This window comes from Herbaspirillum sp. RV1423, assembly GCF_000577615.1.
Taxonomy (GTDB): domain Bacteria; phylum Pseudomonadota; class Gammaproteobacteria; order Burkholderiales; family Burkholderiaceae_D; genus Herbaspirillum.
This window is the reverse complement of sequence record NZ_CBXX010000042.1, coordinates 18,713-38,070: the sequence shown is the minus strand read 5'-3', so window position 1 is coordinate 38,070 and position 19,358 is coordinate 18,713. Positions and strand designations below refer to the sequence as shown.

Annotated in this window: 22 protein-coding genes; 14 read left to right on the top strand and 8 right to left on the bottom strand. The window is 59.3% G+C overall.

Going from position 1 to position 19,358, the window contains the following annotated elements:
* The 3 genes from RV1423_RS24790 to RV1423_RS24780 form a co-directional block, all read right to left on the bottom strand.
* Positions 1–523, bottom strand: a 523-nt coding sequence (locus RV1423_RS24790) for an NAD(P)-dependent oxidoreductase (RefSeq protein ID WP_034302839.1), incomplete at its 3' end; no start/stop codon positions are given.
* A 78-nt stretch (positions 524–601) separates the two neighbouring features.
* Positions 602–1,093 (bottom strand): acetolactate synthase small subunit, encoded by a 492-nt coding sequence (gene ilvN / locus RV1423_RS24785; RefSeq protein ID WP_007882202.1) that lies wholly within the window; start codon positions 1,091–1,093, stop codon positions 602–604.
* Positions 1,094–1,095: 2 nt separating this feature from the next.
* A complete protein-coding gene (locus RV1423_RS24780; RefSeq protein WP_034302838.1) occupies positions 1,096–2,814 on the bottom strand; it encodes an acetolactate synthase 3 catalytic subunit in 1,719 nt (572 codons plus the stop codon).
* Positions 2,815–3,340: 526 nt separating this feature from the next.
* Between RV1423_RS24780 and RV1423_RS24775 the strand changes: the two genes are divergently transcribed.
* The 5 genes from RV1423_RS24775 (at position 3,341) to RV1423_RS24755 (ending at position 6,662) form a co-directional block, all read left to right on the top strand.
* A complete protein-coding gene (locus RV1423_RS24775; RefSeq protein ID WP_034302836.1) occupies positions 3,341–3,910 on the top strand; it encodes an RNA polymerase sigma factor in 570 nt (189 codons plus the stop codon).
* Positions 3,907–4,314 (top strand): DUF3619 family protein, encoded by a 408-nt coding sequence (locus RV1423_RS24770; RefSeq protein ID WP_034302834.1) that lies wholly within the window; start codon positions 3,907–3,909, stop codon positions 4,312–4,314. Before RV1423_RS24775 ends, RV1423_RS24770 begins: the two co-directional genes overlap by 4 nt.
* A gap of 24 nt (positions 4,315–4,338) precedes the next feature.
* A complete protein-coding gene (locus tag RV1423_RS24765; RefSeq protein ID WP_034302832.1) occupies positions 4,339–4,968 on the top strand; it encodes a DUF3106 domain-containing protein in 630 nt (209 codons plus the stop codon).
* A 185-nt stretch (positions 4,969–5,153) separates the two neighbouring features.
* On the top strand, positions 5,154–5,645 hold the full coding sequence (locus tag RV1423_RS24760) for an RDD family protein (RefSeq protein ID WP_034302830.1): 492 nt from the start codon (positions 5,154–5,156) through the stop codon (positions 5,643–5,645).
* An 84-nt stretch (positions 5,646–5,729) separates the two neighbouring features.
* A complete protein-coding gene (locus RV1423_RS24755; RefSeq protein WP_034302828.1) occupies positions 5,730–6,662 on the top strand; it encodes a triacylglycerol lipase in 933 nt (310 codons plus the stop codon).
* A gap of 46 nt (positions 6,663–6,708) precedes the next feature.
* Here RV1423_RS24755 and RV1423_RS24750 read toward each other — a convergent pair whose 3' ends face one another.
* Together RV1423_RS24750 and RV1423_RS24745 are read right to left on the bottom strand one after the other, a co-directional pair.
* Complete coding sequence (locus tag RV1423_RS24750) at positions 6,709–7,032, bottom strand: hypothetical protein (protein WP_034302826.1); 324 nt, start codon at positions 7,030–7,032, stop codon at positions 6,709–6,711.
* A gap of 146 nt (positions 7,033–7,178) precedes the next feature.
* The gene (locus RV1423_RS24745; RefSeq protein ID WP_034302848.1) at positions 7,179–7,982 is read right to left on the bottom strand and encodes a ferritin-like domain-containing protein; all 804 of its coding nucleotides are present in this window, start codon (positions 7,980–7,982) and stop codon (positions 7,179–7,181) included.
* A gap of 137 nt (positions 7,983–8,119) precedes the next feature.
* On the opposite strand from RV1423_RS24745, the gene RV1423_RS24740 reads away from it, so the two are divergent.
* Positions 8,120–8,644 carry a gamma carbonic anhydrase family protein gene (locus tag RV1423_RS24740; protein WP_034302824.1) on the top strand — a complete coding sequence of 175 codons (525 nt, stop codon included), beginning with the start codon at positions 8,120–8,122 and terminating at the stop codon, positions 8,642–8,644.
* 70 nt (positions 8,645–8,714) lie between these two features.
* A complete protein-coding gene (hslO, locus tag RV1423_RS24735; protein ID WP_034302822.1) occupies positions 8,715–9,647 on the top strand; it encodes an Hsp33 family molecular chaperone HslO in 933 nt (310 codons plus the stop codon).
* Positions 9,648–9,811: 164 nt separating this feature from the next.
* On the opposite strand, the gene RV1423_RS24730 is transcribed toward hslO, so the two are convergent.
* Positions 9,812–10,528: a pseudouridine synthase gene (locus RV1423_RS24730; RefSeq protein WP_034302820.1), complete on the bottom strand. Its 717-nt coding sequence runs from the start codon at positions 10,526–10,528 to the stop codon at positions 9,812–9,814.
* Complete coding sequence (locus tag RV1423_RS24725) at positions 10,525–11,298, bottom strand: RNA methyltransferase (protein ID WP_034302818.1); 774 nt, start codon at positions 11,296–11,298, stop codon at positions 10,525–10,527. The genes RV1423_RS24730 and RV1423_RS24725 overlap by 4 nt, the downstream gene beginning before the upstream one ends.
* A gap of 198 nt (positions 11,299–11,496) precedes the next feature.
* Here RV1423_RS24725 and RV1423_RS24720 point away from each other — a divergent pair, with 198 nt between their 5' ends.
* The 5 genes from RV1423_RS24720 (at position 11,497) to RV1423_RS24700 (ending at position 15,819) form a co-directional block, all read left to right on the top strand.
* Complete coding sequence (locus RV1423_RS24720) at positions 11,497–12,294, top strand: inositol monophosphatase family protein (RefSeq protein WP_034302817.1); 798 nt, start codon at positions 11,497–11,499, stop codon at positions 12,292–12,294.
* A 110-nt stretch (positions 12,295–12,404) separates the two neighbouring features.
* The gene (locus RV1423_RS24715; RefSeq protein WP_081768998.1) at positions 12,405–12,884 is read left to right on the top strand and encodes a VOC family protein; all 480 of its coding nucleotides are present in this window, start codon (positions 12,405–12,407) and stop codon (positions 12,882–12,884) included.
* A gap of 5 nt (positions 12,885–12,889) precedes the next feature.
* Positions 12,890–13,648, top strand: coding sequence for an alpha/beta fold hydrolase (locus RV1423_RS24710; protein ID WP_034302812.1), 759 nt, complete (start codon positions 12,890–12,892; stop codon positions 13,646–13,648).
* 243 nt (positions 13,649–13,891) lie between these two features.
* Positions 13,892–15,298 carry a DEAD/DEAH box helicase gene (locus RV1423_RS24705; protein ID WP_034302810.1) on the top strand — a complete coding sequence of 469 codons (1,407 nt, stop codon included), beginning with the start codon at positions 13,892–13,894 and terminating at the stop codon, positions 15,296–15,298.
* 41 nt (positions 15,299–15,339) lie between these two features.
* Positions 15,340–15,819 (top strand): N-acetyltransferase, encoded by a 480-nt coding sequence (locus RV1423_RS24700; RefSeq protein ID WP_034302807.1) that lies wholly within the window; start codon positions 15,340–15,342, stop codon positions 15,817–15,819.
* Between the two features lie 36 nt (positions 15,820–15,855).
* Here RV1423_RS24700 and RV1423_RS24695 read toward each other — a convergent pair whose 3' ends face one another.
* Positions 15,856–16,779 carry a LysR family transcriptional regulator gene (locus RV1423_RS24695; protein WP_051516937.1) on the bottom strand — a complete coding sequence of 308 codons (924 nt, stop codon included), beginning with the start codon at positions 16,777–16,779 and terminating at the stop codon, positions 15,856–15,858.
* 128 nt (positions 16,780–16,907) lie between these two features.
* On the opposite strand from RV1423_RS24695, the gene RV1423_RS24690 reads away from it, so the two are divergent.
* Together RV1423_RS24690 and RV1423_RS24685 are read left to right on the top strand one after the other, a co-directional pair.
* On the top strand, positions 16,908–18,107 hold the full coding sequence (locus RV1423_RS24690) for a serine hydrolase (RefSeq protein ID WP_051516936.1): 1,200 nt from the start codon (positions 16,908–16,910) through the stop codon (positions 18,105–18,107).
* Entirely contained in the window at positions 18,104–19,288 is a 1,185-nt protein-coding gene (locus RV1423_RS24685) for an MFS transporter (RefSeq protein ID WP_051516935.1), read from the top strand. Before RV1423_RS24690 ends, RV1423_RS24685 begins: the two co-directional genes overlap by 4 nt.
* Positions 19,289–19,358 lie beyond the last annotated feature (70 nt).

Here is a 19,358-nt window from a genome sequence, read left to right as displayed (position 1 = left end):
GGCCGCCGCCGTTGGCGGTGGCGTACGACAGCGCAACGTCGCGCGCGGTGCCGGACTTGTCCTGATACACGGCGATCAGGTGCGGCACCCCGCCGCCCTGGGTGTAGGTCGAACGCACGGTATGACCCGGAGCCTTCGGTGCGATCATGATGATGTCCAGGTCGGCGCGCGGCACGACCTGGCCGTAGTGGATGTTGAAGCCGTGCGCGAAGGCCACGGTGGCGCCTTGCTTGGCGTGCGGTGCGACGTTTTCGGCATAGACCTGGCCGATGTTTTCATCCGGCAGCAGGATCATGACGACGTCCGCGCCCTTGACGGCGTCGTTGACTTCGGCAACGTTCAGGCCGGCGTTCTTGGCCTTGTTCCACGAGGCGCCGTCCTTGCGCAGGCCGACGGTGACCTTGCAGCCGGAGTCCTTCAGGTTTTGCGCGTGCGCGTGGCCTTGCGAACCGTAACCGATGATGGTCACGTTCTTGTTCTTGATCAGGGACAGGTCTGCGTCTTTGTCGTAAAAAACTTTCATGATTTTTCCTATTAACTAATTTTTAAAATATTCAATACTGAATTAAATACAGAGAGAGCTACCAACGATGGTCGAGGATCAGACTTTGAGGATCCGTTCGCCGCGGCCGATGCCGGAGCCGCCGGTACGCACAGTCTCAAGAATCGCCGCACGGTCGATCGAGTCGATAAATGCATCCAGCTTGCCCTTGTTGCCGGTCAGTTCGATGGTGTAGGTCTTTTCGGTGACATCGATGATGCGGCCGCGGAAAATATCCGCAGTACGCTTCATTTCCTCACGCTCCTTGCCCACGGCACGTACCTTGATCAGCATCAGTTCACGCTCGATATGCGCGCCCTCAGTCAGATCCACGACCTTGACCACCTCGATCAGGCGATTCAGGTGTTTGGTGATTTGTTCAATCACGTCGTCCGAGCCGCTGGTCACGATGGTCATGCGCGACAAAGTGGCGTCTTCGGTAGGTGCAACAGTCAGAGTCTCGATGTTGTAGCCGCGCGCAGAGAACAGCCCCACGACACGGGACAGGGCGCCGGCTTCGTTTTCCAGCAGTACAGAAACAATATGGCGCATGATTACAGATCCTCCGAACCCAAGAGCATTTCAGTCAACCCCTTACCCGCCTTGACCATCGGCCAGACGTTTTCGGTTTGATCCGTAATGAAGTTCATGAAGACCAGCTTGTCTTTCATGCCGAACGCTTCCTTCAGCGCGCCGTCCACATCGCCCGGTTTTTCGATCTTCATGCCGACGTGGCCATACGATTCGGCCAGCTTGGTGAAGTCGGGCAAGGAATCCATGTAGGACTCGGAGTAGCGCGAACCGTAATCGATTTGCTGCCACTGGCGAACCATGCCGAGGAAACGGTTGTTCAGCAGAATGATTTTTGGCGTCAGGTGATATTGCTTGCAGGTCGCCAGCTCCTGGATGCACATCTGGATCGACGCCTCGCCGGTGATACAGGCGACGGTCGCGTCAGGGTTGGCTTTCTGCACGCCCATGGCGTACGGCAAACCGACGCCCATGGTGCCGAGGCCGCCGGAATTGATCCAGCGGCGCGGCTTGTCGAAACCATAGTATTGCGCCGCCCACATCTGGTGCTGGCCTACGTCGGAAGTGATAAAGGCGTCGCCCTTGGTGATGTCCCATACCTTCCGGACCACGGCCTGCGGCTTGATGACTTCGTCGGATGTCGCGAATTTCAGGCACTCGCGCTCGCGCCACTTGTTGATCTGCTTCCACCAGTTGGCCACCGCCGGTGCATTCGGCTTGGTTTCCGAGGCATCCAATTGCGCGAGCAATTCCTGCAACACGTCCTTGACGTTGCCGACGATGGGAATGTCGACCTTAACGCGCTTGGAGATCGACGATGGGTCGATATCAATGTGAATAATCTTGCGCGCATTCGATGCGAAGTGCTTCGGGTTACCGATCACGCGATCGTCGAAGCGCGCACCGATGGCGATCAGCACGTCGCTGTGCTGCATGGCCATGTTGGCTTCATACGTGCCATGCATGCCTGGCATGCCGACGAACTTGTCGCTGGTGGAGCGGTAGCCGCCCAGCCCCATCAGGGTGTTGGTACAGGGGAAACCGAGACGATCGACCAGCTTATTCAGCTCCGGCGCCGCATTCGCGAGAATGATGCCGCCGCCGGTATAGATCATCGGGCGCTCGGCCGTCAGCAGCAGTTGCAGCGCTTTGCGGATCTGGCCCGAGTGGCCCTTGTCGACCGGTTTGTACGAACGCATCTCCACGGTTTTCGGATACTCGAAAGCGCAGGTATGCATCGAAATGTCTTTGGGAATATCGACCAGCACCGGACCGGGACGGCCGGTCGTGGCGATATAGAAAGCCTTTTTCATCGTCGCCGCGAGGTCTTTCACATCCTTCACCAGAAAGTTGTGCTTGACGCAAGGGCGGGTGATGCCGACGGTGTCGCATTCCTGGAAGGCGTCTTGACCGATTGCGGTCGAAGGCACCTGGCCGGAAATCACGATCATCGGGATCGAATCCATGTACGCGGTCGCCAGACCGGTCACCGCATTGGTGACGCCGGGGCCGGAGGTCACGATGCATACGCCGACTTTTTCGGAGCTGCGCGAATAGGCATCCGCTGCATGCACCGCGGCCTGCTCGTGGCGTACCAGGATGTGTTGGAATTTATCTTGCTTGAAGATAGCGTCGTAAATATAAAGCACGGCGCCGCCGGGATAACCGAAGACGTGCTCGACGCCCTCTTCAGCCAGGCAACGGACGAGTATCTCCGCGCCGGTGAGGTTTTCTGCACTCATTACTACTTCCTTTCAAGGTCCATTGGAGATTGATCGGATGCTCTTTCCTGACGAAACCGCACTGGTTGACCTGCTTCCTCCGGCATCCCTTCTTTGTGCGGTCACGTCATTTCTGCGCCCCAACCGTAGTGAGGTTCAAAATGCCGCTCAGCGCGACTCGTTCAGCCTTGGTGCAAGCACACCGTTACGAATTTCTCGCGCTTGTGGCGCGGGTTAGAACAAACAGCTTTTCAATAAAGCGCGTCTTTGACAATCGCTACATTATGCGTAGCCACGGTAAAGACCATAGAACTTCATGTTGATGAAGCGGACTGACACGTTAATGCGTCGCCTCATTTTGGTCAAGCTAATTTAGTGCAACCGCCTGCAAAACCGCCCGTAAGTTGTGCATTTCCAATAAACACCACCACAAGCAAGGGCTTTTTTGCTAGCATGCGCTCTTGTTACAAATCCGTACATTCCACCAACATGTCGGAAATGCATTCGACTCATCTACTCCCGGCTGCGCATCGACAAGCCGTACTGCATGGCAACTGACAAAGAACTCTCCGATTTTCTTGAAAATGTCGAACGCCGCGCCTTCAAGCAGGCTGTCTACGCCGTGCGAAAGGATGAAGCGGCGCTCGATATTGTCCAGGATGCAATGATCAAACTGGCCGAAAAATACGGCGACAAGCCGACTGACGAGCTCCCTCTGCTGTTCCAACGCATCCTGCAAAACACTATTCATGATTTTTTCCGCCGGGAAAAAGTACGCACGACCTGGGTCAGCCTGTTCTCCAGCATCGGACGCGACACCGAAAGCCAGGAAGACTTTGACCTGCTGGAAAGTTATGAAGCCGAAGAAGGCTCCGAAGCGGCCGAATCCAGCGCTGACAAGGTTGAGCGCGAGCAAACGCTCGCATTGATCGATGCCGAAGTACAAAAACTGCCGGCCCGTCAACGGGAAGCTTTCCTGATGCGTTACTGGCAAGACATGGATGTCGCCGAGACAGCCGCGGCTATGGGATGTTCCGAGGGCAGCGTCAAAACGCATTGCTCTCGCGCAACACACGCCCTGGCTCAAGCACTCAGGGCCAAAGGAATCAGTTTATGAACAACAAAGAACTACAATTTGCCTACCGGGTAAAGCGTGCTCTGGACGCCAATCTGGAATACCTGCCCGAATCGACCACGCAAAGCCTGGCAGCAGCGCGCCGCGTTGCACTTGCCCGCCAGAAAAAAGCCGCGCCGGTTCATGCCGTCGCCCCTCAATTCGCCTTGGCCGGCGCCTTTGGCGGCAACAGCTCGCAATCGTCATTCTCCTGGCTCGGCCGTCTTGGCGTCGCCATTCCGTTACTGGCCGGCGTCATGCTGTTTGCCGGCCTGTATGAGCATGAACACCGGCAACGCATCAGCGAACTGGCGGAAATCGACGCCGGCGTCCTGTCCGACGAATTGCCGCTGTCTGCGTACCTCGATCACGGCTTTAACGCCTATCTGGCACAGCAAGGCGAATAATTGATGGCTTGTATCCGGACTTCGATGAACATCGCAGCACGCAAGATCCTGAATTTTCCTGTTGCGGTCATTTTCATGCTGACCGGTGTGGTCGGCATGGGAGTGCATGCGCAAAGTCCGGTCGGCGCTCCGGCAACCCAACCGCCTACGGCGACGACGCCTTCCAAGATTGCCAAGAAACCCGAAGCCAAGCCGACCTGGAACGAACTTACGCCGGCGCAACAACATGCGCTTGCACCGTTGGCTGGCGAATGGAAGAAGATGGAGTTCAACAGCAAGGAAAAATGGTTGGTCATCGGCAACAAGTTCGCCGCCATGAACCCGGCCGAACAGGAACGCATGCAGAACCGCATGCGCGATTGGGTCAAACTGACGCCTGTGCAGCGCCGTTCGGTACGCGAAAGCTATACCCGTGCCAAGAAGCTGGATGCCGACAAGAAGTCCGCCCAGTGGAAGGAATACCAACAGTTATCGGAAGAGCAAAAAAAGAAACTGGCGCAAGCCAAGCTGCCCAAACATGTTGCAGCCTTGCCCGCAACCCAGGCCAAGGCTGCACCGACGATACAACTGCCACCCGAAGCGCTGGAGCAAACCTTGGCGCCGTCGCCGGCATTGGTTGCGCCGGCCGCTGTGACACCGACCGACGCCAAATAAATCCGAGGGCAGGAAACAGCAACGCCATGTCCGCGTAAAACACGCCGGCATGGCTTTTTTACATGACAGTTCGCGTATCATGCATTCCGCCGCCTCGGTCGCCACATTGTTGTTTGCCACCCTCAAGAGAAGAGATTGCATTGAGCTCCGTACCGACTCCCGTATCGACGCCGATACAACACGCCATGCCCACGCCCTCCCTGCGACGTCGCCTGTGCAGCATGGTGTACGAATCCATGTTGCTGTTCGGCGTACTGTTCATTTCCGCCTGGATCTTCTCGACGCTGCTGCAGCAGCGCCACGCGCTGTACCTGCGCCATGCGCTGGAAAGCTGGCTGTTCGTCATCCTGGGGGTGTATTTCATCTGGTTCTGGCACCATGGCGGTCAGACGCTGGCGATGAAGACCTGGCGCATCCGCCTTGTCGATAAAGACGGCGCACCCGTCCAAGCATGGCGCGCCCTGGTCCGTTTCCTGCTGAGCTGGCTGTGGTTTCTTCCCGGCCTGGCGCTGGCCTGGGCGCTCGGCGCCAAAGGCTGGATGCTGGTGTGGATTCCGACGGTCAATTTCCTGATCTGGGCGGCGCTGGCCTACCTCGATCCGCAACGCCAGTTCGTCCACGACCGCATCGCCGGCACGCGCATCGTCGACCTGAATCCACCGAAAAAGAAACCATGAGATTGCCGCCGCAACGAAACGGTCATGTAATCCTGTTAGGCTAGTCGTTTCGGCCATCGCATCGCTAAGAGAAACCATCACCGCATGATCGCCCGCATCGCCAGAACCTTGCTCCTGACCCAACTCGGCGTCGCAGTCCTGTTCTATCTCCTGCTCGTCAAGCTGCATGTCACCAACGTTCCCCTGGCGATCATCCTCAGCCTGGCGCTGGTCGGCCTGTTCCGCGCCTCCATCACGGCCAACAGCTTCTTCCTGACCTGGCCTTACCGCGCCAAATCCGCCCATACGCCGGAACTGAGCTGGCCCGGCATCTTCAGACTGTTCGCCGGCGAATATTGCGCCACCATGGTGTGTTCCTCATGGGGCATGCCGTTCCAGCGCTTCGACAAACGCATCTTCACCGATACCACCGCCCTACCGGTGCTGCTGATCCACGGTTACGGCTGCAACAGCGGCTACTGGCATTGGATGAGCAAGGCGCTGTGCGAAGCCCACATCACGCATTACGCCGTCGACATGGAGCCGGTATTCGGCAGCATCGACGGCTACGCGCCGCTGGTCCATGAGGCGGTGCAGCGCCTGGTGGCGGAAAGCGGCCAGGACAACATCGTCATCGTTGCCCACAGCATGGGCGGCCTGGCCGCGCGCGCCTATCTGCGCGACCATGGCTGCGCCAACATCGCCAAAGTCATCACGCTCGGCACGCCACACCACGGCACCACCATCGCCAACTTCGGCATCGGCATCAATTGCGGCGAAATGAACTGGCTCGGCCGCGCCGAAGAAGGTACCAGCAGCGAATGGCTGCAAAAACTGGCCGCCACGGAAGAACCTGCGACCCGAGCCGTCATCCTGTCCATATATTCGCACCACGACAACATCGTGTCGCCGCAGATTTCCTCGCATCTTCCCGGCGCCGAAAACATCGCCATCAGCGGCATCGGCCACGTGGCGCTAGCGCTGGACCATTCGATTCAGGCGCGCGTCATTGAGGAAATCCACAAGGCCGGGATATAAAAAACCCGCATGCGCATGCGGGTTCTGAGCAAACAGCAGGTCTGGATTACTTCTGTGTTTCTTTCGCGGCGCCCTGGATTTTCTGCCCGGCTGCTTCCATTTTTTCGCCGGCCTTTTGCGTCAGGTCCTTGGCGCCTTCCTTCATGTCGTCCATTGCCTTGTCGATTTTCTGACCTGCCTCCGTGGTCTTCTCCTGCGCCTTGTCAGCAGCAGCGGCGGCCTGTTCGCCGGCGTTCTTCACTACGCTGTCGATCTGCTTTCCCATCGACTCCGCCGGCCCCGGCGTTTCCTCTTTTTTCTGGCAGGCGGACACCATCAGGACAACGGCGCCGATCGCAACTGTCGCACCAATCAATTTAGTCAGTCTCATTTATTTCCTTTCATCATCAATATATTGGAAAAACGTGCCGGCACGTCCAGCGGCACGATAGCACGCGACTCGCCGCACACTGTATCCGAAACGTAAGAACGGTAAAAATTTCATGCCCGAATAATCAAATCGCCAAATCCGCATCGTCATTCCATCAAGGCCAGCTCATCGTCCGTAAACCCGGCGGCGCGGCGCGCTTCCATATTGAATGGCCCGCGCATCACCGGCGCCTTGAATTCAGACGCCAGGCGGGCATATGTCGCAATCGGATCGAGACCGCGCTGCTCGCACAGCCAGCCATACCAGCGATTGCCTATGGCGACGTGACCGATCTCGTCGCGCAGGATAATGTCCAATATCTCGGCCGCAGCCCGGTCGCCGGCCTGCGCCAGCTTGTTGCGCACCGGCGGCGCAGCGTCGAGGCCGCGCGCCTCCATCGTACGCGGCACCAGCGCGATACGGGCCAGGATGTCAGCTTGCGTCTTTTCAGCCATATCCCACAGGCTGTTGTGCGCCGGGAAATCGCCATAGGCGAAGCCCAGCGCCTGCAAGTGCGACGCCAGCAGCCAAAAGTGATATGCCTCCTCACCCGCAACCTGCAGCCAGTCGGCGTAAAAAGCCTCAGGCATGCCTGGAAAGCGCCAGATCGCATCCAGCGCCAGGTTGATGGCGTTGAATTCGATATGCGCCAATGCATGGATCAGCGCCGCACGCCCTTCTTCGGTACGCATGGAGCGCGACCTCACCTGCAACGGCGGTACCAGCTCGGGCCGCGCTGGTCGGCCTGGTATTGGCGTTTCGGCAAGCAAGACGGCGCCGCAGTCCAGAATCATGCGTCCGGCGCGCCAGGCTTGCGACATGGCCTGCACGCCGGCCGACTTGGCGGCACAATCGGTTTCCGCCAGCCAATGGAGCGCGCAGCAGCGCAATTCGGTCCCGAATGGGAACATGTCGGCAGGCAAATCGAGGTTCAGCGATGGATTCACGATGTTTTATACAAGCAGCGGTAAAATGACGGGTTGATGGAACGCAGTCTGTCCCAACATGGGTGACTGTGCTCTCGAATAACCGAGGAGACAATTTTATTATGGCAATTTACAAGTTGGAGCAAGACACGCCGGAAATCGCAGAAACCGCTTACGTTGCCGAGTCCGCCGTGGTCGTCGGCAAAGTCCGGCTCGAAGAACACGCCAGCGTGTGGTTCAACGTCAGCATCCGCGGCGACAATGAATTGATCACCATCGGCGAAAACAGCAACGTCCAGGAAGGTGCAGTATTGCACACCGACGTCGGCTATCCGATGCATATCGGCAAGAACGTGACGGTCGGCCACCAGGCCATGCTGCACGGCTGCACCATCGGCGAAGGTGCCCTGATCGGCATCCAGGCGATAGTGCTCAATGGCGCCAAGATCGGCAAGAACAGCCTGGTCGGCGCCGGCGCGCTGGTCACCGAAGGCAAGGAATTCCCCGAGAATTCGCTGATCATCGGTTCGCCGGCCAAAGCCGTGCGCACGCTGACCGAAGAAGACATCGCCCGTATGCGTGCCGGCACCGACAGTTATGTCGAACGCGCGCAATTGTTCAAAACCAGTCTCAAACGCATCGCCTGAAGCGTCATCGAAGCAAGGCTCAGACACGCAGCGGCATCTTGCCGACCTTCGTGAGCAATGGAAAGAAACAATGAAAGATACGCTGCAAAAATTCATGGTTGAAAACGCACCGGTCCGCGGGGAACTGGTGGAAATCTCCGCCACCTGGCAACAGGTACTGGCGCGGCACAACTACCCGGTCGCCGTCAAGACGCTCCTGGGCGAAATGCTGTCGGCGGCGGCGCTACTGTCGGCCAACCTCAAATTCAACGGCGTGATCGTCATGCAGATCTATGGCGACGGTCCGGTCAAACTGCTCGTCGTCGAATGCGATTCCGACCTGCGCCTGCGCGCCACGGCCAAGATGTCCGAAGGCGCGGAAGTCGCCGACGACGCCACGCTGACGGAACTGGTCAACGTCAACGACGAAGGCCGTTTCGCCATCACGCTTGATCCGAAAGACAAAATGCCGGGCCAGCAGGCGTATCAGGGCATCGTCCCGCTGGACGGCGACACCGTCGCGACCGTCATCGAAAACTACATGTTGCGCTCCGAGCAGCTCGACACCAAACTGTGGCTCGCCGCCGACGACAAGGTATCGCGCGGCGTGCTGTTGCAAAAGCTGCCGACCGAAGGCGGCAAAGAAGGTGGAAAAATCGCGCCGGAAGAAGAACTGGAAACCTGGAATCGCCTGTCGATGCTGGGCAATACCCTGCGCAGCGAAGAATTGCTGAGCACCGATATCGACACCCTGATGCATCGCCTGTTCTGGGAAGAAACCATCCGTGTCTTCGATCCACAGCATCCTGAATTCTATTGTTCCTGCTCGCGAGAAAAAGTCGGGAACATGCTGAAGATGCTCGGCCAGGCAGAAGTGGAAGACGCGCTCGCCAGCCAGGAAAAGCTCGGCATCAATTGTGATTTCTGCGGCCAGCATTACGAATTCGACGCCGTCGACTGCGCCCAGTTGTTCATTGCCGAAACACCCGCCGACGCCGCACCGCATACCGATACGCGGCACTGACTTTTTCCGGCATCGCTGTCGATTCGCATCTCCGCTTGACATTCCCTGTCGTCCTGACGAAAGTCAGGACCCAGCGGCTTCCAGTGCAAATATTTCATCAACCGGGTGCCGATACGACACTGGTTCCCGGCATTCGCCGGGACGACGGCGCTGACGTTTCCGAATCAAGCCGGCGTCAGCAGTGCCAGTTGTGCGGCCTCGAGGTAGCACCATTCTCCCTCTTCCAGCTCCAGCGCATCCAGTTGCAGGCCGCCGACAGCGGTGCGGCGCAAGGCGCTGCAATGATTGCCGGCCGCCGCCAGCATGCGCTTTACCTGATGGTACTTGCCTTGTTCCAGCACGATCTCCAGCAGGTGCGTATCGAGCTTGCGGCAAGTCACCGCCGCCAAGGGCGCGGGTTCGTCATGCAACTGCACGCCTCCCAGCAGTTGCGCGATCAACTCCTCGCTGACCGCGTCGTGCGTCGTTGCGGTATACACCTTGGGCACATGACGTTTGGGCGACGATTGCGCATGGATGAAGGCGCCATCGTCCGACATCAACAGCAGGCCGGTAGTGTCGTGATCGAGCCGTCCCACCGGCTGTACGTCGCGCCACGAGAATTGCTCCGGCAAAATCGTCAGCACGCCCGGATGATGGCTAGGCTTGCGCGAACATTCGAAATTGGCGGGCTTGTTCAGCGCGATGTAGACGTGTTCGCGATACGTCCATTCTTCGTCGAACAAAGTGAACACCAAACCCTCCGTGTCGGGCGTGAAGCGATAATCGTCGACCACTTCGCCGTTGATCGCGACTTCGCCGTCCTCGATCAGCGAGCGGCAATATTTGCGCGAACCGAAACCTTGCGATTGCAGGATGCGGTCCAGACTTAACTTGCTCATTCCTTGGGCTTTCTTTCTTGTTTGGGCGTCAGTATCTGGCGGGCAATGCCGCGCAGGATGTTGACTTCCTCGGTTTCCAGTTGCGTACGCGCGAACAGGCGCTTCAGGCGCGGCATCAGTTTCTTGGGACTGTCGGGCTTGAGGAATTCGATCGCCACCAGCGCCTCTTCCAGATGCTTGAACATGCCTTCGATTTCCGCCACGCCGGCCATCTCGCCGCGAAAACCGATTTCGCTGTCCTGCCGGCCTTCTCCCAGCTCCGCCATGCGGCATTCGTACGCCAGCACCTGCACCGCCTGCGCCAGGTTCAGCGAAGAATAATCGGGATTGGCCGGGATATTGATCAGCACGTTGCATTGCTGCACCAGTTCATTGGGCAAGCCGAAGCGCTCGTTGCCGAAAACCAATGCCGCGCGCAACCCGGCATCGCTGGCGATCTGCGCGGCAACGGCGCGCGGCGTCACCACCGGCGGCGAAAACTCGCGCAGGCGCGCGCTGATGGCGGCGGCGAAATTGCAATCCTGCAGCGCCTCCTCCATGGTGGCAACCACGCGCGCGCCCGACAGCACATCCTGTGCGCCGCTGGCGAAGGCGATGGCGGCCTCCTCCCGGACCGCATCGGGAAAACGCGGATTGACCAGCACCAGCTCGCCGAAACCCATGGTCTTGATGGCGCGGGCAGCCGCGCCTATATTGCCTGGACTGCTGGTTTCCACCAACACGAAACGCAGGCGCTTGAAAACAGAATTATCGATTTTGGGCGTGTTCATTTAAAATAGCGGTATTCGCACGCCCGAGAATATCGTAAGCCAGCCTGCCATGGATCAAAAACAGGCCTGGCGACGCCGGTTTGGTAACAAACCGGCAATTCCTGGCAGTGCACCGCTCATTAATTTCATTGTTGTGCAGCTTCTTCCGCCCGGTAGCGAACCTGGCGGCGAAGACGCCATTTTAACGGAACCCTCAGGATGCTCATTCCTCCCATGCTCAATACGGCGATCAAGGCTGCCCGCCGCGCCGCCGCCGTCATCAATCGCGCGTCCTTCGACGTCTCGCTGCTCAAGGTCACCAAGAAGCAACACAACGACTTCGTCACCGAAGTCGACAAGGCGGCCGAAGACGCCATCATCGAGGTCCTGAAGACCGCCTATCCCGACCACGCCATCCTGGCGGAAGAATCCGGCCCATCGGCCAACCTGCACGACGAAAATGAAAACGTCTGGATCATCGATCCGCTCGACGGCACCACCAACTTCATCCACGGCTTCCCGCAATACTGCGTCTCGATCGCGCTCCAACAACGCGGCCAGATCACGCAAGCCGTGGTCTATGACCCGACCCGCAACGACCTGTTCACCGCCTCCAAGGGCGCCGGCGCCTACCTCAACGAAAAGCGCATCCGCGTCAGCAAGCGCGACAAGATCGCCGACGGGCTGATCGGCACAGGCTTCCCCTTCCGCGACATGGAAGGCCTGAACGAATACATGAAGATGTTCAAGATCATGACCGAAAGCTGCGCCGGCCTGCGCCGCCCGGGCGCCGCCGCGCTGGACCTGGCCTATGTCGCCGCCGGCCGCCTCGACGGCTTCTTTGAAAAAGGCCTGAAGCCCTGGGACCTCGCCGCCGGTTCGCTGCTGGTCACCGAAGCAGGCGGCATCGTCGGCACCTTCAAGGGCGAAGCGGATTACCTGTACAAGGGCGACGTCTTGGCCGGCAATCCAAAGATCTTCTCGCAACAGGTCAACCTGCTGTCGGAATTCGCCTAAAATTCCGGTTCTGTCCCGCTTCGCCATCCGGTCGCAGAACCGGAGCCGTCCAACGCCAGGGAGCACGATGCCAACCCGCATCGGTTCCCGGCCAACCCAAGGAGACGATCATGGCAGTCAATCCCATACCGGAAGGCTACACCAGCGTCACGCCTTACCTGATCGTCTCCGACACCGCCAGCGCCATCGGGTTTTACGAAAAGGCGTTCGGCGCCATTGAAGTGCTGCGCCTCGACGGCCCGAACAACAAGGTCTGGCACGCCGAGATCCAGATCGGCAATGCCCGCGTCATGCTCGCCGACGAATTCATCGAAATGGGCATCCATTGCCCCAAGACCCTTGGCGGCGCCGGCGTCAGCCTGCTGATTTACGTCAACGATGTCGATGCCGTGTTTGCGCGGGCGATCGCTGTCGGCGCAACCGGACTGCGCGCCGTGCAGGATCAGTTCTACGGCGACCGCTCCGGCATGCTGCGCGATCCCTACGGCCACATCTGGTCGATCGCCACGCATAAGGAAGACTTGTCCAACGAAGAAATCCGCAGCCGCTCGCAAGCGCTGCTGAAAAAATGCAAACCCGCCCCAACATAAACACCATGCCATTTGTCGTCAGCGCCGGACGGCGCATCCACTACGAAATCAGCGGCGAAGGCCCTGACTTGTTCCTGCATCATGGCTTCACCAGCAGTTCGCAGGCCTGGCGCTTTTTCGGTTTTACCGAAGTCCTGCAAAAGCATTATCGCGTCATCGCGCTCGATGCGCTTGGCCACGGCCTCAGCGACAAACCGCGTGAGACGGCGGCCTATACGCTGCAACAGCGCAGCCAAGACGTGCTCGCGATCCTCGATGCGCTCAAGATCAACCAGGTCAATTATTGCGGCTACTCGCTCGGCGGCTGGGTCGGCTACGGCCTGATGCGCCATGCGCGAGACCGACTGCAATCGCTGATCCTCGGCGCAGCGCATCCCTATGCCGACGCCAGTTGGGACGCCTTCAAAGGTCTCGACGGCACCGACGCCGAGGCCTTCATCGCCGCCTTTGAAGGCGTGCTCAATGAACGCATCTCGCCCGAAGTGAAAATGATGATCCGCGCCAACGACTTGCCGGCGTTGGCGGCCGCCGCCCAACAGCCGCGCGTCTCGATGGAAGAATTGTTGCCGCTGATCGACATGCCCTGCCTGATGTTTTGCGGCGATGCCGACGCGCGCCATGCGGCGATCAGGCGCTGCGCCGGATTGCTGCCGCGCGCGGCCTTCGTGTCGCTGCCCGGCGTGACGCATTTCGGCGGACTGATGCAGAGCAAGCTGGTGCTGCCGCCGATGCTGGATTTCCTTGCCGCGCAGACGCGGACTTAAGCCTGCTTCAGCTTGTGGATGATGCGGCCGGCTTACGCCTGATCGTATCGCGGCATTGCCGCACGGGCAATGTCGACTTCCGCGCATTTCCATATTCGTGCGCCGCACGCGCCGGCACCTGTTATACTACCGCCCGTGCGGCACATTCTCCAGTCAAAGTCCGCTGTCCTCCCGACGTTTCAACCCGTTTGCCTGCGACTGGCGCCCTTTGCGGCGACAGGCCGATATTTTAAAATTCCATTTATGTCATTCTCATCTCTCGGTCTTTCCGAGGAAATCGTTCGTGCCGTAACCGAACAAGGCTATACCACTCCGACTCCGATCCAGACGCAAGCCATTCCCGCCGTGCTCGGCGGCGGCGACCTGCTGGCCGGCGCGCAAACCGGCACCGGCAAGACCGCCGGTTTCACGCTGCCGCTGCTGCAACGCCTGTCTTCCGTCGAACGCATCAAAGTCAACGGCCACGTGCCGATCCGCGCACTGATCCTGACCCCGACGCGCGAACTCGCCGCGCAGGTTGAAGAAAGCGTGCGCACCTACGGCAAGTACCTGCAACTGACCTCCGCCTGCATCTTCGGCGGCGTCGGCATCAATCCGCAAATCCGCCTGCTCAAGCAAGGCGTCGACATTCTCGTCGCCACGCCGGGCCGTCTGCTGGATCACATGCAGCAAAATACCGTCGACCTGAAAAGCGTCCAGGTCCTGATACTGGACGAAGCCGATCGCATGCTGGACATGGGCTTCATTCGCGATATCAAGAAGATTCTCGCAATCCTGCCGAAGAAGCGTCAGAACCTGCTGTTTTCGGCCACCTTCTCCGACGAAATCAAGGCGCTCGCCGATGGCTTGCTGAATACGCCCGCGATGATCGAGGTAGCGCGCCGCAATTCGACCGTCGAAATCATCGGTCAAAAAATCCATCCGGTCGATCGCGACAAAAAGCATCCGCTGCTGGCGCACCTGATCAAGACCAATCAATGGAACCAAGTGCTGGTGTTCACCCGCACCAAGCATGGCGCCAACAAGCTGGTCGAACAACTGGAGCGCGATGGGATCACCGCCATGGCGATCCACGGCAACAAGAGCCAGGCGGCGCGTACGCGCGCGCTGGCCGACTTCAAGGACGGCAAGCTGCAGGCGCTGATCGCCACCGATATCGCCGCGCGCGGCATCGACATCGACCAGTTGCCGCATGTGGTCAACTACGATTTGCCGAACGTGGCGGAAGATTACGTCCACCGCATCGGCCGCACCGGCCGCGCCGGCGCAACGGGTTCCGCCGTGTCGCTGGTATGCGTCGACGAACGCGACTTGCTGCATGACATCGAGCGCTTCATCAAGCGCGACATTCCGGTGGAAATCGTACCCGGCTTCGAACCCGATCCGAAGGCCAAACCGCAGCCGATCCAATTGCGCAGCGACGGCCATCGCGGCGGTGGTGGTGGCGGACGCCGTCCACAAGGCGGCGGTCGCGGCGGCAATGGCGCCCAGCAACCGAATAAATCCAGCGGGCAAGGCCAGCCGCAGGCAGCCAAGCCGCGTCAGGGCGGTCCGGCCAAACCGCAAGGCCAGGGCCCGGCGCAAAACCGCGGCCCTGCTGCTGCGCGTCCGTCGGCATCGACACACCGTTCCGGCGGTCGCGGCAGGTAAACTAAGCGCTTCCGATTGCATCGCGTAGAAAGGCATCCGAATTGATCGACGTCATCAAGGCTGATCTCAACAATCCGCGACATGGCGTCGCCATTCTCGACATGCTCGATGCCTATGCATCCGATCTGATGGGCGGCGGCGAAGGCATCTCCGCTTTCGTGCGCGACCATCTGATCGATGAATTGCGCAAACGCCCTGCCGTCCATGTATTCCTGGCGTTCGACGGCGACCAGCCGGCCGGATTCGCCAATTGCATCGAGGGCTTTTCCAGCTTTGCCTGCAAACCCTTGCTCAACATCCACGACTTCGCCGTCGCCCCCGCCTACCGCGGCCGCGGCATTGCAAGGCAGTTGATGCAGGCGGTGGAAACATGCGCGCGCGAACTCGGCTGTTGCAAGATCACGCTGGAAGTGCTGGAAGGGAACACCGTGGCGCGTTCACTCTACGCTGCCTGCGGTTTTGTCGGCTACGAATTGAAGCCTGAGACCGGAAAAGCGATATTCATGCACCGTCCGCTGTAAGATTGGGCTTGAGCTACAGCTTGAAGCGCCTGTCGGTTAGCTTGCACGTTTCGTCATGAATATTTTCTCCGCTGCGTTGGGAAACACTCGCTCGCTCAGGAAGTCGATGAACACCCGGATCTTGGTTGAAGCCTGCCGGCCGGAAGGCCATAGCAAGTGAAAGGTGCCGGTACGCTCCACGTACTTATTCAGCACGGTACGCAGGCGGCCCTCGGCCAGCGCGTCGCGGATGGCGAAGTCCGGCAGACAGGTGATGCCCAGGCCTTGCAATGCAAAACACATTTGCGTCTCAATGTTGTTGCAGATCATTGATGTCGGTAGCTGAAATTCGGGCGCATCCGCTTCGACGCGCAATGGCCATACTTCCAGTTTTCCGGTGTTCGGAAAACGGTAGTGCAAGCAGGCATGGTCAACTAAATCAGCGGGCCGTTTCGGGCTGCCGCGCCGCTCCAGATATTCAGGCGACGCCACCAGCAGTATCTGGAACGAACCCAGCCGCCGCGCTGACAGGCGTGAATCGGTTGGTTCGCCGGTGCGCACCACTGCATCGAAGCCTTCCTCGATTACGTCGACCAGACGGTCAGTAAAGTCCAGATCCAGTTCGATCTCCGGATACTCGCGCATGAACTCCCCAAGCACCGGTAATACGAGCGAATTGACCAGCGGCAGACTAACACGCAGGCGCCCCCGAGGCGTGGTGGTCGCTTGCAGAAGTTCCTGTTCCGTCGCCTCGATCTCGGCAAGGATGCGCTGGCTGCGCTCTAAAAACAGGGCGCCTTCAGCAGTCAATGTGATGCTGCGTGTGCTGCGGTGGAACAATCGCACACCAAGCTTAGCCTCCAGACGCGCCACGCTCTTGCCCACAGCCGAAGCCGACACACCCAGCAGGCGGCCTGCGGCGACAAAGCTGCGTGTTTTAGCTACCTGCACGAACACAGTGAAGCTGCTCAGGCTGTCCATGGCTTACCTTATTCTTTACTCTCTATTACGGACAATAGTGTCCGTATATAAAGGAACTCTAGCCTACTTTTTCTTTAGTTGCAGAAGTCCTATCGTTCGAGGCTAATCCCTCACCATAGGAAATCCACATGTCAGCTTGTCCATCGTCTCTTTGCATCGATGCTCCTTCAACGCAGCTTTCTCACCGTGTCGATACCGTTGTCGAACGTGCTATAGCCGATCAGCGGCTGGTCGGCGCGGTAGTGCTTGTCTCCAGGAATGGCGAACTGATCCACCACCGTGCCGCCGGGAGTGCCGATTACGAAGCAGGTCGAGCGATGACCGAAGACTCGTTGTTTCGGCTGGCTTCGGTAAGCAAGCCAATCGTCTCCACCGCAGCCATGGTGCTAGTGGAACAGGGACGTCTCGATCTGGATGAAAGCATCAAACGCTGGCTGCCCGATTTCCGGCCGCGCCTGCCCGACGGCGCCATGGTGCTCATCACGCCGCGACAACTACTGAGCCATACCGCTGGCCTCGGATATCGCTTCTTCGAGAGCGATGAGGGCGGGCCCTACGCCGTGGCCGGGATCTCTGACGGTATGGACCAATCCAGTATCACGCTGACGGAGAACCTGCGTCGCCTCGCTAGCGTGCCGCTGCTATATTCGCCGGGAACATCGTGGGGCTATTCCCTGGCCACCGACGTGCTCGGTGCAGTGATCGAGATGGTGTCCGACCAAGCACTCGGCAAGGCTATACAGTCGCTGGTGACTGGTCCGTTGGGTATGAGCGACACCGCCTTCGCCGCGCACGACGCGGGTCGTCTGGCGGCAGCCTACGTCAACGATACGCCGGTACCTCGCCGCATGCGGGAATTGGATGTCGTGCCCGCCTTCGAGGGGACTGTCGGTATTCGCTACGCACCGGCGCGTGCCTTCGACAGTGACGCGTTTCCGTCCGGTGGCGCCGGTATGGTTGGTAGCGCAGGGGATTTCCTGCGCTTGCTGGAAGTATTGCGTCAAGGAGGTGCTCCGCTGCTTTCCCCCGCACTGGTGGCGGAAATGGGCCGAGATCAGACGCGTGGATTGAATTTGCCGAATGTACCCGGATGTGGCTTCGGCCTTGGATTCTCGGTGTTGCGCGATCCCGTGGCCGCCGCATCGCCGGAGTCGGTCGGCACTTGGCGCTGGGGCGGAGCATATGGTCACTCGTGGTTTGTCGATCCGACACAGGGTCTGAGTGTGGTAGCTTTCACCAACACGTTGTACGAGGGCATGTCCGGTCGCTTCGTCACCGATCTGCGCGATGCGGTTTATGGCGCTGATCCGATGGAGATTCGCGCATGAGCGCCGGTCGTAGCCTATTCTTCATCGCGCTGGGCCTGTTCGGTTTGTATACCTTGGAGTTCGGTGTAGTCGGCATCCTTCCTGCCATCATTGCGCGGTATGGCATCAGCGTGGCACAGGCCGGCTGGCTCATCGGGCTCTTCGCCTTGATTGTGGCCGCGTGCGGGCCATTCCTGGTGCTGTGGATGTCGCGCTTTGACCGACGCAAAGTACTCACAGGATCGCTGCTGGTCTTCAGTCTGTGTAGCCTGCTATCGGCCCGGATGGATAGCTTTGGCGCACTAATGGCCCTGCGCATACCTTCTGCGATGCTGCATCCGGTTTTCTTTTCGGTTGCCTTCGCAGCAGCGACATCACTATATCCACCGGAGCGGGCAACCCATGCTACAGCCATGGCCTTCGTTGGCACCAGCATGGGTTTGGTGCTAGGCGTACCGCTGACCACCTGGATTCAGGCAAAGATGTCCTACGAGGCGTCGTTTGTACTCTGCGCGGTGATCAATCTGGTGGCGGCGCTGGGCTTGTGGATGATGTTACCCGCCCAATCGAAGACACAGACGCCTTCTTATGGACGCCAACTTGCCATTCTGCGCAAATCCGGAGTCTGGCTGGCCGTCGCGATGGCCGTTTGCGTGTTCGGCGCAATGTTCTCGGTATATAGCTATGCGGCCGAATTCCTGGCGCGCGAGACCAGCTTGAGTGGCGAGACTATCAGCTTTCTGCTTGTGGTGTTCGGCGTGGGAGGCGTATTGGGCAATCTACTGGCGGGCCGCTGGCTGGGGCGCAATCGTGTGCGCGCTGTACTGCTATACCCCATGGTGCTGGCGAGTGCTTATGTCGTGCTGCATGTTTTTGGTTCGGCATCGCTAACAGTAATGCTACCGGTGTGCCTGCTATGGGGCGCAGCGCACACCAGCGGTTTGATCGTGAGTCAGGTCTGGCTGATATCGGCAGCGCCGGAGGCACCGGAGTTCGCCACCAGCCTGTACATTTCGGCGGCGAACCTAGGCGTGGTGTTGGGCTCGGCGCTGGGTGGCGCGTTCATCACGTCAATGGGGATGCATGGCGCATTGTGGAGCGGCTGGCTGTTCGCGGCGCTAGTAGTGGTATTCGTGATCTTGAGGATCCGGCTGTCCGACAATGGCGAGAGCTTGCGCTTCGCCCGTTTGATTGACCGATGATGCTACGAGGCCTTCGCCGCTTCTAGACGGTCGGAGAGCCGTTCCACTTTTCTCGCGTCCAGTCGCTTCT